General features: G+C 64.0%; 12 protein-coding genes. 3 read left to right on the forward strand and 9 right to left on the reverse strand.

Translation table 11 applies throughout. The annotated features are described in order from the left end of the window. The 4 genes from FVP60_RS06450 to FVP60_RS06465 form a co-directional block, all read right to left on the reverse strand. Window positions 1-393 (reverse strand): CrcB family protein, encoded by a 393-nt coding sequence (locus FVP60_RS06450; RefSeq protein ID WP_147825384.1) that lies wholly within the window; start codon window positions 391-393, stop codon window positions 1-3. Window positions 394-485: 92 nt separating this feature from the next. Then, window positions 486-1,100, reverse strand: coding sequence for a TetR/AcrR family transcriptional regulator (locus FVP60_RS06455; protein WP_147825385.1), 615 nt, complete (start codon window positions 1,098-1,100; stop codon window positions 486-488). Window positions 1,101-1,261: 161 nt separating this feature from the next. After that, window positions 1,262-1,915, reverse strand: coding sequence for a response regulator (locus tag FVP60_RS06460; RefSeq protein ID WP_147825386.1), 654 nt, complete (start codon window positions 1,913-1,915; stop codon window positions 1,262-1,264). Then, entirely contained in the window at window positions 1,908-3,170 is a 1,263-nt protein-coding gene (locus FVP60_RS06465) for a sensor histidine kinase (RefSeq protein WP_147825387.1), read from the reverse strand. Before FVP60_RS06465 ends, FVP60_RS06460 begins: the two co-directional genes overlap by 8 nt. Window positions 3,171-3,329: 159 nt before the next feature. Between FVP60_RS06465 and FVP60_RS06470 the strand changes: the two genes are divergently transcribed. Further along, a complete protein-coding gene (locus tag FVP60_RS06470) occupies window positions 3,330-3,914 on the forward strand; it encodes a DUF4352 domain-containing protein (RefSeq protein ID WP_187240582.1) in 585 nt (194 codons plus the stop codon). 126 nt (window positions 3,915-4,040) lie between these two features. On the opposite strand, the gene FVP60_RS06475 is transcribed toward FVP60_RS06470, so the two are convergent. Both FVP60_RS06475 and FVP60_RS06480 read right to left on the reverse strand, forming a co-directional pair. Then, a complete protein-coding gene (locus FVP60_RS06475) occupies window positions 4,041-4,580 on the reverse strand; it encodes a YaeQ family protein (protein ID WP_147825536.1) in 540 nt (179 codons plus the stop codon). A gap of 72 nt (window positions 4,581-4,652) precedes the next feature. Beyond that, window positions 4,653-6,107, reverse strand: coding sequence for an alanine/glycine:cation symporter family protein (locus tag FVP60_RS06480; RefSeq protein WP_147825389.1), 1,455 nt, complete (start codon window positions 6,105-6,107; stop codon window positions 4,653-4,655). A gap of 194 nt (window positions 6,108-6,301) precedes the next feature. Here FVP60_RS06480 and FVP60_RS06485 point away from each other — a divergent pair, with 194 nt between their 5' ends. Together FVP60_RS06485 and FVP60_RS06490 are read left to right on the forward strand one after the other, a co-directional pair. After that, the gene (locus FVP60_RS06485) at window positions 6,302-7,768 is read left to right on the forward strand and encodes an alanine/glycine:cation symporter family protein (RefSeq protein WP_147825390.1); all 1,467 of its coding nucleotides are present in this window, start codon (window positions 6,302-6,304) and stop codon (window positions 7,766-7,768) included. Window positions 7,769-7,960: 192 nt separating this feature from the next. Beyond that, window positions 7,961-9,076 carry a fatty acid desaturase family protein gene (locus FVP60_RS06490; RefSeq protein WP_147825391.1) on the forward strand — a complete coding sequence of 372 codons (1,116 nt, stop codon included), beginning with the start codon at window positions 7,961-7,963 and terminating at the stop codon, window positions 9,074-9,076. A 57-nt stretch (window positions 9,077-9,133) separates the two neighbouring features. Here the strand turns inward: FVP60_RS06490 and ppsA are convergent, their stop codons facing one another. From ppsA to FVP60_RS06505, 3 genes are all read right to left on the reverse strand, one after another. Beyond that, entirely contained in the window at window positions 9,134-11,518 is a 2,385-nt protein-coding gene (ppsA, locus tag FVP60_RS06495) for a phosphoenolpyruvate synthase (protein WP_147825392.1), read from the reverse strand. A 56-nt stretch (window positions 11,519-11,574) separates the two neighbouring features. Further along, window positions 11,575-12,438, reverse strand: coding sequence for a pyruvate, water dikinase regulatory protein (locus FVP60_RS06500; RefSeq protein ID WP_147825393.1), 864 nt, complete (start codon window positions 12,436-12,438; stop codon window positions 11,575-11,577). A 131-nt stretch (window positions 12,439-12,569) separates the two neighbouring features. Next, window positions 12,570-13,967, reverse strand: a complete 1,398-nt coding sequence (locus tag FVP60_RS06505) for an NAD(P)/FAD-dependent oxidoreductase (protein ID WP_147825394.1) — start codon at window positions 13,965-13,967, stop codon at window positions 12,570-12,572. Between the last annotated feature and the right edge of the window lie 21 nt (window positions 13,968-13,988).

The raw sequence follows: 13,988 nt of genomic DNA on the forward strand, positions 1-13,988 counted from the left end.
CTAGCTCCCGCCCCGCTTCTGTGCGCCGCCGAACCCGCCGCCGAGAGCGAAGCCAAGCGCCGCCGCAATCACACCGGCCAGGGCAATCAGCGCTGCGAAGAGGAGCCACGCAAGGTCGGCGCCAGCCACCGCGAGTGCGGAATAGGTGGTGAATCCGCCGAGCGCACCCGTGCCCAGAAGCAGGTTCGCTCGTCGATTGCGCTCGCTCGCCGAGCGCGTCAGCACCGCGGTCAGCACCCCCAACAGGAACGCGCCGGCAATGTTCACGACGGCAAGCCCCGCACCGGCGCCCAGCCACAGCGTGACGGCGAGCCGCGCGGCGGTCCCGATCGTGCCGCCGACGAACACCAGCGCGATATCGCTGGCATGAATGCGCGGCGCCGCAGTGGTCATATCGCTACGCTAGCGCGCGGAACCATCGCATCGCGAGCGACGACGGAACCACGTAGCGCGCACGCCACGGCACCACCCTCACAGCGTCGTCGTTACACCGCTGATGCGGCCACCTGCGCAAGTTGGGCGGCGGCTGCGCGGAATTGTTCGGGGTCAATCGTAATTTCGCCCTTGGATTCGCGAATGTGTCGCATGAGCTCGTCACCAAGCACGACGGCGAGCCCAACAATCATGCGCGCCTCGGTGGCGTGGTCACCGTCGGTGAGTGCTGCCAGGTCGGGGTGCTCATCGAGCCATTCGGTGAGCACCTCTTCCAGCCGCTCACGGCTCTGCGGGCTTGCCCATGAGATTCGAGTCGTGGTTCCAGGCTCGCGCAAAAAGAGTTGCAAGCGGCGCTTGGTAATCGGATCATCGGCGTCACCGCGCACGGCGTCGATCACGATTTCGGCGGCGGCGACGACGAGGTCGCTGCCGTTCTCCTCCAGGATTGGCGTGGTGCGCTCGCGGTCAAACTCCAGCGGGCGCCCGAAGATCGCCTGCTCGCGGGATGTGTAGTAGTTAAAGAAGGTGCTGCGAGACACCATCGCTATGTCACAAACCCGGTCGACTGTCACCGCATCGATGCCCTCGTTGAACGCGATGTCAACGGCGGCCCCTTCAATTGCTTGTTCTGTGGCGCGCTTTTTCCGCTCGCGTAGCCCGACCATGATGCCCCCTTATGTGTGAAAAGTCGTTCCCCTTAGGGGGATAAGGTTACGTCACAAGATTGGCTCGCATCCAATATCTCCGTATGTCCGGCCATGGGGCTCCGTAGTTGTGCGCCCCCTCGTGAAGCACGTTCCGTAATCACACCAGGCTGCGCCGAAAATCACACCAGGCCGGCCCGAACGACGGTCACCGCAAGGTCAACCCGCGTCCGTGCGCCCAGCTTCGCCCGCACCGTTGCGAGCGTTGACTTCACGGTGCTTTCAGCCACCAGCACCTGGCGCGCGATCTCCGCATCTGAGGCCCCGGTTGCCACCGCAATCGCCATTTCACGTTCGCGCGGCGCGAGCTGTTCGACCCGTGCTTGTGCATCGCGACGACGAGCCGCCTGCGGGTCGTCTCGCACCCACGACACCAAATGGCGTGCCGAGCGAGCCGACATGGGGGTATCTCCCGCCGCAACGCTGCGCACGGCGTTGACGATACTGATCGGGTCATCGTCCTTCAGTAAGAAACCCGCGGCGCCCGCCTCGATGGCACGCAGCACCGTTCCGTTGTCGTCCATCGCCGTCATCATCAAGAACGCGGGCCCGCTGCCACGCAGCGCCTCGACGACGGCGATGCCATCCATCCCGGGCATTCGCACATCGCACAGCACAACGTCGGGGTACTGCTCGCGGATCGCGCCGGCGACCTGCGCGCCGTTCGAGCACGTCGCCACCACCACCAGATCGGGGGCGCTCGAAATCAGCATCTCCATGCCGGATCGCGCAAACGCGTCGTCATCCACAATCAATACGCGGATCGGGTCAGTCACCGTTCGATGATATCGGCGGCATCTGACGCTGCCACGGCAACCAGACGGCTACCCGAAACGCTCCGTCGACGGTTTGACCCGCCTGAAATGAGCCGCCCGCCGCGGCCGCGCGCTCCTGCATGCCAACCAGCCCATTGCCGCCGCCGATGGAGCTGGGGCGAGAGCCGGGCGGAACCTCGTTGCTGATCGTGGCACTGACGCCGGTTTGTGGGCCGCCGCGCACGTCAACGCGGATCGCCGCGCCGCCGGCGTGACGGCGGGCGTTTGAAATGGATTCTTGCAGGATGCGATAGAGCGCGTGCGAAATGTCATCGCCACACGATGCGGGGTCGGTCACCATCACCTGTGCGCGCACGTCGGCGCCGTCGGCGGTGACGCGATCGATCAGCCCGGCCAGATCGCTCAGCCCCGTGCCTCGCCGCGTCGCCGTCGGGTTCTTCAGCACGTCGACCACCGCGCGCAGTTCGTCGAGGGAGCCTTGCGCGGCCTCCCGAACCCGCCGGGCCGCCGCGAGCGCGTGATCACCCGCCTGGGATGCCGCCAATTCAAAAGCCCCGGCGTGAAGCGAAACCGCGCTCAGGCGCGCTGCCAGCGTGTCGTGCAGCTCGCGAGCGATCTCCTGACGCTCATGCTCGCGGGCGACCTCATCGTGCAGCACCGCGACATTGCGTGCCGCAGCCGCGGTTCCGGCCCGCGCTTCATCCCGTTCGTTGCGGTATTGCCGCAAGAATCCGGCACCGGCAAACGGAAGAACCAGCAGCGCCGCGATCAGCGGAACAAACGGCACCAGCCCGAGGCGGGCTGCGGAACCAACAGGCGCGTCGTCGACGAAGGCGGCGAGGAGAGATGACGTGGAAAACACGTCCCACAGCAGCGAGACCACGGTCGCCACAAAGGCTCCGGCGATGAGAAGCCAACGGGTGCGCCCGACGGTGACGGCGGTGGCGGTTGCCAGGGCGGTCAGCGCGACGAACGGGGTGGTGGGAAAAATGAGCGTCGCGATGATCGCCACCATGGTGACGGGCACCGGCCATCGCCGACGCCACCACAACAGTGCCACCACCGCGAGCATCGGGAATGCCGCGAAGAAGCCGAAGGGCGCAAACGCGTCGTCGGTGCTGGCACCCGTTGTCGAATACTTGCCCGCCACCGACATGACGGCCAGCGCGCACGCGATCAGCACGAGCGCCTCACGCGGAACGCGCCACCATGGGCGCTTCGCCGCGGGCGAAGGCAGCACGTCAGCAAAGGTCATGTCTTGATGGTAGAGCCGGCCACCGACGACGCCTCACCCCCTTTCGTCGCTCGGCGACCCCACCTTTCGTATCGACAAGAGTGGGCGATCGGTCGTGTTGGGGCTGTGGGGTGACTGGCTGAGATGGATACATCACATCCCAGACCAAAGGAATCTCACATGAACCGTTCCGCACTCACCGCAGCAGTCGCAGCCGTCGCCCTCACCATCACGCTCGCCGGGTGCTCCGCGCCGACCACCAGCGAGGCCGACTCCGACCCGATCACGGCGACTCAGCCTGCCGAGGCCAGCACTGCCCCCGACGACGCCACCTCAGCCGAGCCCGCGCCGCCGGCTGAGCCCGAGGTTCCGGGCCTTAACACCCCTCTCACGGTTGGTGAGTTTGAATTCACCGTCACCGGATCAGCCGAACTCGGCGCAACGATCGGCGAAGAGCCGCTCTCGCACACCGCGCAGGGCGTCTTCTTGCAGGTTGACCTGTCGGTGAAGAACATCGGCAACAAGTCAGAGACGTTCTTCGACAGTTACGTCACGCTGGTCGATGTCGAAGGCAAGCAGTACGACGCCGACTCGATGGCCTCGATCTACCTAGACTCGGCTGCGACGTGGGCGCTGGGCATCAACCCCGGCAACACCATGGCCGGCCCCGTGGTGTTTGATGTTCCGGCGGGCACCGTCGCCGAATTTCTGATGGTGAAAGACAACATGTTCGCCGATGACGGCGAGCTCATCGCCCTCAAGTAGGCGAGAAAATTGGGCCCTGCTGCGGCCGCGCTGGGGGCGCGACGCAGCGGGGCCCAATTTTTGGCCTGGAGAAACGGAACCAGCAAACCCGCGAGATCCCGCGGAACCAGCAACCCGCGGAACCAGTTACGCGGCTGGGGTCTCGTGGATTGCGGTGGCGTAGTTGTTGCCGTTGAGGTCGAGATAAAGCTGACCCTCGGTCACCGACACGGTCATCGTGTTGCGGCGTTCCAGCCCTGCGACGGCGTCGTCAATGAAGCCGCGATCAAAGCTGTGGATCATGATCTTGTCGGCCTGGTGAATGGGTTTGCCCGCCCACGCCGTGATGACCTTTGCCGGATCCCGGTGCGTGTAGAGCGTGGTGCGGTCGGCGAGCTTGCTGCCGAAGTGCAACCGCGATGCGTCGGGCGCGCCGACTTCGATCCACGCCAGCACGCGACCGGTGAGGTCTTTGACCAGGATGGCCGGCTCGTCCACCGATGCGATGCCAGACGTAAAGTCGATGCCCTCTTCATATTCGAGGCAGTATGCGAGCACGCGCGTCAGCATGTACGCGTCGGTTTCGGAGGGGTGCTGCGCAACCCGCAGCGTCAACTCCTCGTAGACCGACCGGTCAAGGTCGGCCAATTGCACCGTGAAGTTGTAGATTGTCGCACCAGCCGCCATAAGCATTGAGCTTAGTCGGCGGCTGGCGCGGCGCTGGCGCTGTACGGGCGCGGCGCTGGCGCTGTACTGGCGCTACGGCTTCGTGACGACCCGGATGGTTCCGGTCACCGACTGCTCACTCTCCCAGCAACTGATGCCGGTGAGATCGGGCATCAGGGAGCGAGTGAACACCGGATCCTTGCCGGCGCGGCGCTGGGCGGAGTAGTCCTTCAGCAGGCGGAACGCAACGGGCGAGAGCAGACCAATAGCGATCAGGTTGACGAGCGCCATGAGACCCATGATGCCGTCTGCCGTGCTCCACACCAGGTCTGCGGAGGCGATGGAACCAACCAGAATCGCCACGACCGCGAGGCTGCGGTAGGCGGTGAGCACGGTGGGGTTGCTGGAGATGAACTCGATGTTGCTTTCGCCGTAGTAGTAGTTGCCCAAGATCGAGCTGAACGCCAGCAAGAAGATGATGACGGTTAGGGCAATGTTTGACCACGAGCCGAGGGTCGAGGTGAGAGCGTTCTGCGTCAGCACGATGCCCTTTTCGGCGCCGGCGAGGTCAGGGGTGGCAACCAGAATGATGAAGGCCGTGATGGAGCACACCAAGAACGTGTCAAAGTACACGCCCAGCGTCTGCACCAGACCCTGCTTCACCGGGTGGGTGACGGCCGCCGATGCTCCGGCGTTCGGGGCGGAGCCGAGGCCCGCCTCGTTCGAGAACATGCCGCGCTTGACGCCCGTCATGATGATGTAGCCGAGCGCACCCGCCGCCATCTCGCCGAAGCCGAATGCCTCGGTGTAGATCGCCGCAAACACGTCAGGAATGCGATCGATGTTCATGCCGACAACGACGAGCCCCAGCAGCAGATAGCCGAGGGCCATCAGCGGAACCACGGCCTGGGTCACCGAGGCAATGCGACGCACGCCGCCGAAGATAACGAGCGCGGTGAGAATGGCGAGCACCGCGCCAACCGCCGAGGGCAGCCACTCGCCGCCGCCGGTGGTGGCCGAGAAGGTCGCGGTGATCGTGTTGGCCTGTAGCGAGCTAAACGCAAACGGGAAGCACAGGATGAGGATCACGGCGAACAGGATGCCCATCCAGCGCTGGCCGAGCCCGTACTGCATGTAATACGCCGGGCCACCACGGAAGCCGTCTTTGTCGCGAACCTTGTAGGCCTGACCCAGCGTTGACTCAATGAAGCTGGAGGCGCCGCCGATGAAGGCCATCGTCCACATCCAGAAAATGGCGCCAGGCCCCGCCAACGCAATCGCGGTTCCGACTCCGGCGATATTGCCAACGCCAACGCGGGAAGCCGCCGAAATCGTGAACGCCTGGAAGGCCGAAACCGACTGCTTGCGGCCGTTCTCATCCAACGGCGTCTTATCGGTCAGGGTGCGAAACATCTCGGGGATCATGCGGAACTGCACGACTCCGGAGCGCGAAGTGAAGTACAGGCCAAGCAAGGCGAGCACGGGCAACACGATCCACGTCCAGAGGTTGTCGCCGGCATCTGCCACAAAGGTGTTCAGCTCTTCCATCCCCCCAGTATCGCGGCGATCAGCCATTTCTCGGAGGACTTTCTTGCCATCAGGCAAAAGAACAACGTGAAGTTTCTCTCACGAAGCTGGTGTCGCCGCGCGACCGAAATGTGAGTTTCCCTAGAATCGTCAAACACTATTCGCCTGAAACGCGTGCACACATTGACGTGGCACCGGCAGAAACGAGGAACACCGTGGCAGAGACCATCGAGTCTGTTCTCAACACCATCAGCAGCTTTATTTGGGGGCCGTGGCTCCTCATTCCGCTGCTGCTGGGCACCGGCCTCTATCTCACGATCCGTCTCGGCGGCATCCAGTTTTTGAAGTTAGGCGCGGGCCTGCGCCTCGGCCTCCTGCGCCGCAAAGACGAGGGCTCTGACGGCGATATCTCGCAGTTTCAGGCGCTGACGACGGCGCTCGCCGCCACCGTCGGAACCGGAAACATCGTTGGTGTGGCAACCGCCATCGGCATCGGTGGCCCCGGCGCCCTGTTCTGGATGTGGGTCACCGGCCTACTCGGCATGGCCTCGAAGTACGCAGAAGCGTTTCTCGGCGTGCGCTACCGCTCCAAAGACTCCGCTGGTGAGCAAAACGGTGGGCCACAGATGTATCTGGAACGTGGCATCAAGGGGCCGCTCGGCAAGATTCTGGCGACCTCGTTCGCGATCTTCACCGTGCTCGCCTGCTTCGGCATTGGCAACATGACCCAGGGCAACTCGATCGCGGCAAACCTGGAGCGCAGCTTCACGATCCCGACGTGGGTCACCGGCGTCGCACTCACGATCTTCGCGATGCTCGTGCTCGTTGGCGGCATCAAGTCGATCGGCCGCGTGACGGCCGGCTTCGTGCCCGTGATGATCGTGTTCTACGTGCTGGGTGCGCTCTACATTCTGATCGCTAACATCGTTGACGTTCCCGCCGCACTCGGACTCATCTTTGCCGATGCTTTCACCGGCAGTGCCGCCGTCGGCGGCTTCACTGGTTCCGTTCTCATCATCGCGATTCAGTACGGTGTCGCTCGCGGTATCTTCTCGAACGAGTCGGGCATGGGCTCCGCCGCCATCGCGGCAGCCGCCGCCCAGACCAGCCACCCGGTGCGCCAGGGTCTCGTCTCGATGACGCAGACGTTTATCGACACCATCATCGTGGTCACGATGACCGGTCTCGTGATTGTCACCACCGGCGCCTACGCGTTCGTCGACGATAACGGCGAGCAGATTCCGGCATCGCTGATGACGGGTGAGGCGTTTACCCACGGCCTGCCCGGCGAGTGGGGCCACTGGGTGGTCACGATTGCGCTGGCGATGTTCGCGTTCTCCACCATTTTGGGTTGGTCGTACTACGGCGAGCGCAATATTGAGAAGCTGTTCGGGCGCCGCGTTGTGGTTCCGTTCCGCGTGTTCTTCTCGCTCGTGGTCTTCGTCGGTTGCACGACGCCGCTCGGCGCGGTGTGGGCATTCTCCGACGTGATGAACGGCCTGATGGCGCTGCCAAACCTGATCGGTCTCATTATTCTGTCTGGCCTGATCGTGCGCGAGACGAAGTTCTATATGAAGAACGACCCGAAGCTGGTGGCGACGACCGCGCAGGTCGACGCGTTCATGAAGGGCCAGCCCGGTTGGCATGAGTGGCGCTACCACGAGAAGAACCTCACGTCGTAGCAGCACATGACGACCGGTGCCGGGGCCCCACGGGGTCTCGGCACCGTCGTTGCGGGGCGGAACCAGGCAGCGCGCCGGTACGCGAGGGGCCGGATACATACGTGGTGCGGCATGTGGGGGAGCGTAGATTGACACTAGCGACGGCGCCCGATCGTTGCTCATCCCGATTGCCCCCGCTCTCGGCCAATAGGAATGACGTCGATCATCTCCCCCACCGTTGCCGATCTGGCACCAACCCTCGGCCCCGTTCGCCAAACCTACGCCCGTGAAGGCGACTTCCCTCCCCTCACCCGCAGCTACACCGTGCTTGCCGCGATGATCCGCGAAGGCGGACTCCTGCGCCGCACGCCGTGGTTTTACGTGCTAGTTGCCGCAGCGATCGCCGTCGGCTTTGCCGCGACGATCACCGGTGCCGTGCTCATCGGCGACAGCTGGTTCCAACTGCTCCCCGCAGCGGCCCTCGGCATTCTCTTCACGCAGGTCGCCTTCCTGGCGCACGAGGCGGCGCACCGGCAAATCCTGACCGCAGGCCCCGCCAACGACCGCCTTGCGCGCGTGCTCATCGCCATTGTCGGCATGAGCTATGCGTGGTGGGATTCGAAGCACACCAGGCACCACGCCAACCCCAATCGTGCGGGCAAAGACCCCGATATCGCGCTCGACACGATCTCGTTTCTCGAAGATGACGCGCGCACCGCGACCGGGCTTCGGCGCCTGATCACCCGCAAGCAGGGATGGCTGTTCTTTCCGCTGCTGACCCTTGAGGGGCTCAACCTTCACGTGCACAGTGTGCGCCACCTGGCCAGGCGTGCACCGATTGCGGGGCGGTGGACGGAAATCAGCCTGCTCGCCGTGCGCTCGGTGCTGGTGTTTGGTCCGATCTTCCTGTTCTTGCCGTTGGGCAAGGCGTTCGCCTTCGTCGGCGTCATGCTCGCCGTGTTCGGCGTTTACATGGGCGCGGTCTTTGCGCCCAACCACAAGGGCATGCCGATCATCGCGCCCGACGCACGCCTGGACTTCTTCTCGAAGCAGGTGCGCACCTCACGCAATATTCGAGGCGGATGGTGGGCGACGTGGCTCATGGGTGGACTCAACTACCAGATCGAGCACCACCTCTTTCCGTCGATGGCGCGCCCCTACCTGTCGCAGACGCGCACGATTGTGAAGGCGTTCTGCCGCACCGAGGGCGTTCCGTATACCGAGACCACGCTGCTGCAGTCATACGCCCGCGTGATCGCCTACCTCAACGATGTGGGCTTGGCCGCACGCGACCCCTTCGACTGCCCCGTCGCGGCACGATACCGCTAGCGGGTATTGCAAGAGCCGGCACCAGCATTGCTGCGGGTGCCGGCTCTTAGCGGCGCGTTATCGAACAGCGGGCGCGAGCTGCGCGAGACGCAACCAGGTCTCAACGACCGTGTCGGGGTTCAGCGACATTGACTCAATGCCCTGCTCCACCAGCCAATCGGCGAGGTCAGGGTGATCGCTCGGGCCCTGCCCGCAGATGCCGACGTACTTGCCCGCGCGGCGGCAGGCCTCAATAGCCATGGTCAGCATCTTGAGCACAGCCGGATCGCGCTCATCAAACGTGGCGGCAACGAGCCCCGAGTCGCGGTCAAGGCCGAGGGTGAGCTGGGTCATGTCGTTGGAACCAATGGAGAAGCCGTCGAAGTACTCCAAGAACTCGTCGGCGAGCACGGCGTTGGAGGGCAGTTCGCACATCATGATGACGCGCAGTCCGTTCTCGCCACGGCTCAGGCCATTCGCGGCGAGCAACTCGGTGACCGCCTGCGCTTCGCCGAGGGTCCGCACGAACGGAACCATGATCTCAACGTTGGTGAGACCCATTTCGTTTCGTACGTAGCGGATGGCTTCGCACTCCATGTCAAAGCACGCACGGAAGTCTTCGGAAATGTATCGCGAGGCGCCACGGTAGCCGAGCATCGGGTTTTCCTCGTGGGGCTCGTACCGGTCGCCGCCGAGCAGGTTGGCGTATTCGTTTGACTTGAAGTCGCTGAGACGTACGATCACCTTCTCCGGCGCGAACGCTGCCGCAATCATCGAGACGCCCTCGGCGACGCGCTGCACGAAGTAGTCGCGCGGCGAGGCGTAGGCCGCGATGCGCTCGTTGATCTCTTCCTGCAACTCGTCATCAAGCGTGTCGAGTTCGAGCAGCGCTCGCGGGTGAATTCCGATCTGGCGGTTGATGATGAATTCGAGTCGCGCGAGGCCGACGCCGCGGTTGGGGATCTTAGAGAACGAGAACGCCTGATCCGGGGTTCCGACGTTCATCATGATCTTGGTCGGCGCCTCCGGCATGTCATCGAGACGGGTGACAATCTCCTCGAACGGCAAGATGCCGTCGTAGACAAAGCCCGTGTCGCCCTCGGCACATGAAACCGTCACGGGCTGGCCCGCAGCCAACTGCGCGGTGGCATCGCCCGTGCCGACGACGGCCGGAATGCCCAGTTCGCGCGCGATGATCGCGGCGTGGCAGGTGCGACCGCCGCGGTTGGTGATGATCGCGGCGGCAAGCTTCATGATCGGCTCCCAGTCGGGGTCGGTCATGTCGGCAACCAGAACGTCGCCGGCACGGAACGACGCCATCTGATCGATTGAGGTGAGCACGCTCACCTCACCGGCGCCAATCTTCTGCCCGATCGCACGCCCGGTGGAGAGCACCTCGCTCTGGCCCTCAAGCACGAAGCGTCGGGTGACATTGCCGTCTTCACGAGAGACGACGGTTTCGGGGCGGGCCTGCAAAATGTAGAGCTTGCCGTCGAGCCCGTCGCGACCCCACTCGATATCCATCGGGCGGCCGTAGTGGTCTTGAATGATGAGGGCCTGACGGGCAAGGTCCAAAACCTCAGCGTCGGTGATAGAAAGCAGCGGCCGCTCGTCGGCTTCAACATCGGTGAACACCGTGCTCGCGCCAGCCTGCTTCGCGTCGGTGTAGACCATCTTGATGGCCTTTTCACCCACGGAGCGCTTGAGTATGGCGGGGCGTCCTGCCCGCAGGGCCGGCTTGTAAACGTAGAACTCGTCGGGGTTGACGGCACCCTGCACCACGGCCTCACCGAGGCCGTAAGAGCTGGTGACGAACACGGCGTCGTCAAAGCCAGACTCGGTGTCGACGGTGAACATCACACCGGAGGCGCCAATGTCAGAGCGCACCATGCGCTGCACGCCCACCGAGAGGGCAACCTCGTGGTGGTCAAAGCCGTGGTGCACGCGGTAGGCGATCGCGCGGTCGTTGTAGAGCGAGGCGAAGACGCTACGAACGGCGGCCAAGATGTTGTCGATGCCGCTGATGTTCAAGAACGTCTCTTGCTGTCCGGCAAACGACGCGTCGGGCAGGTCTTCCGCGGTCGCGCTGGAGCGCACCGCCCACGAGACCGCCTCCGGCTGCGGATCGGTCTCAACGAGCTCCTGGTAGGCCGCGCGAATGTCGGCTTCAAGGTCGGCGGGCAACTCCTGCGTCTCGATCCACTCGCGCACGGTGGCACCAACGCGGGCAAGCTCAGCAACGTCGGCAACATCAAGTGCTTCAACGGCGGCGCGAATGCGGTCGACAAGCCCGTCGTGTACCAAGAACGACCGATAGGCGTCGGCCGTTGTCGCGAAACCGCGCGGCACGCTCACGCCAGCGCCAGCCAGGTTCGACACCATCTCACCGAGGGAGGCATTCTTGCCGCCTACCTGGGCGACGTCGTTCATTCCGAGTTCGTTGAACCACAAGACGTTGGTCATTGGAGATACTCCCTGTTGAGCGGGTTGATGCGATGCAGCCGTGCGCTTGTGGCGCACTAGGCCCGCAATCGCATGGATTGCATGATGACGGCGGACATCTCTTCAACCGATTTCGTTGAAGAGTTCAAGAACGGAACCCGGTTGCGGCGGTACAAATCTTCGGCACGACGCAGCTCCAGCGTGCACTGGGCGAGCGAGGCGTAGACCGAGTCGGGTCGGCGCTCGTGGCGCACCTGGCTCAACCGCAGCGGCGTGGTGGTCAGGCCAAAGCACTTCTTCGCGTACGGCGCGACGGTCGGCGGCAGCGCCTCGGTGGGAAAGTCGTCGTCGGTGAGCGGGTAGTTTGCCACCAACAGCCCGTACTGCAGGGCGAGGTACATCGTGGTGGGGGTTTTGCCGCACCGCGATGGCGCGATGATGATGACGTCGGCTTGATCGAGCGCGCGAAAGCTCTGCGCATCGTCGTGCTCGATCGCGTATTCAACGGCCCGCATGCGCGCGAAGTAGCGTTCGGCATCACCGAGGCCGTGGAAGGAGCCCGGCTGCACGGAGGCCGTGGTTCCGAGCGCCAGCTCCAGCTCGCGCAGGTGACCGCCCAGCAGGTCGATGGTTTCAAAGTCTGACGCGTGCAGCACCGCGAGCACATCGGCCGACTTCACCGTGGTGAAGATCAGTGGGTTCTCCCCCGCCTCACGACTGCGGGTGAGCGAGGTGAGAATCTTTTTCGCGCCCGAAACGGTGCTGACGAACGGAACCGTTTGACGCCGAAAGCGGGTACCGGGAAAGTTTGCAAGCAGCGCGTTGCCGAGCGTTTCGGCCGTGATTCCGGTGCTGTCAGAGACGAAGTACACCGACCGCGTCGCGGCATCACCGCTCGCCAGTGTGGCTGTGGGTGGTGTCTTCGGCAGCTCTGCCGTCATGCGCAATATCCCTCGTGCGTGGAGCTTTAGTTCCACCGTAAGGAAGGATCAAACGTTCATCTGACCAAATCGCGCCTCAAAAACCGCACTATTTACTGAAACCGCAAGTGCGTGGTTCCGCTCGATGGGCGTCAGGAATCAAACCCCATGCCCACCGCGTCCAGCGCCTTGAGAAAGAGGTTGCGCTTGCCCTGGTTGTGATCGGCCTGATTCATGGCCGCGCGCACCAGGTTGACGCCCATCGCCGCGGCCGGCTCCGGCGGAAACGGCACCGGCTTGGTGCGAACCATGGCGTTCTCGGTGCGCTCGGTCTTGTCTCCGGCGAGCTTGTCGAGCATGACATCGGCAGCAAAGCGCGTCGCGCCAACACCGAGCCCCGTGAAGCCCGTGGCGTAGGCGATGCGCCCCTGACGCGCCGTGCCGAAGAAGGCGCAGAATCGACTCGACGAGTCGATCGCACCCGCCCATTTGTGGGTGAACTGCAGGCCCTCGAGCTGCGGAAAGGTGGTGAAAAAGTGCGAGGCCAGCTTCGCGAACGTCTCGGGGCGGTTCTCATACTCGGCGCGAATCTTGCCACCGAAGTGATAAATCGCGTCGTAGCCGCCAAACAGAATACGGTTATCGGCGCTCAGCCGGTAGTAGTGAAACTGGTTCGCCAGATCGCTCAACCCCTGGCGGTTTGACCAGCCGATCGCCGCGAGCTGCTCGGTGGTCAGCGGCTCGGTCATCAACACGTAGTCGTAAACCGGAACCGTCATCAGCCGGTTGCGCTTGAGGAGCGACGGAAAGGCGTTGGTCGCCAGAATGACCTGCTGCGCCTCGACGGAACCATCGGCTGTGGTGACCGTTTGCGTGCCGGTTCCGGAGATGGACTTCACCAGGCTGTGCTCGAAGATCTGAACGCCGAGGTCCGTGGCGACGCGCGCGAGCTCCACCGCCATCTTGGCGGGGTGAATCATGGCGACCCCGTCGCGATCCCACGCTCCGGCGAGGTAGGTGGGTGAGGCAACCTGCGCCTGTACGGCGTCACGGTCTAAGAACCCCTCCTCTTCGGCGAGCCACTCCACCTGGTGTGGCTCAATGGCGACATTGAGAGAGCCGGTGCGCTCCCAGTCGACCGCCATGTCGTATCGCGCCACGGTGTTTTGCATCTCATCGAGGTTTTGCACACCCAGCCGCACGAGTTCCGGCATTTCGTCTGGCCAGCGGCTCATGCCGTTGTCGTAGCCGTGCGTGAGGCTGGCCTCGCAGAACCCGCCGTTGCGGCCGGAGGCTGCCCATCCGATGCGCGAGGCTTCCAGCACAATGACGCGGCGCTGGGGCTCGCGCTCCTTTGCGCGCACGGCGCTCCATAGCCCGGCGTAGCCGCCGCCGACAATCACGAGGTCGGTGGTGTGGTTTCCGCGCAACGTCTCGTACTGGGGGCGCTGAACATCGTCGAGCCAAAAGACGCTCTGCTTCGTGGTGGCGAGCGAGTGCCGTACGACGCTTTCTGCGGTGGGGTTGCGTTCAAAAACTGTGGCGACCATGTCGTGCTCCGTTGCGTTATG

Origin of the sequence: Microbacterium mitrae (assembly GCF_008017445.1) — a bacterium.
GTDB classification, from domain to species: domain Bacteria; phylum Actinomycetota; class Actinomycetes; order Actinomycetales; family Microbacteriaceae; genus Microbacterium; species Microbacterium mitrae.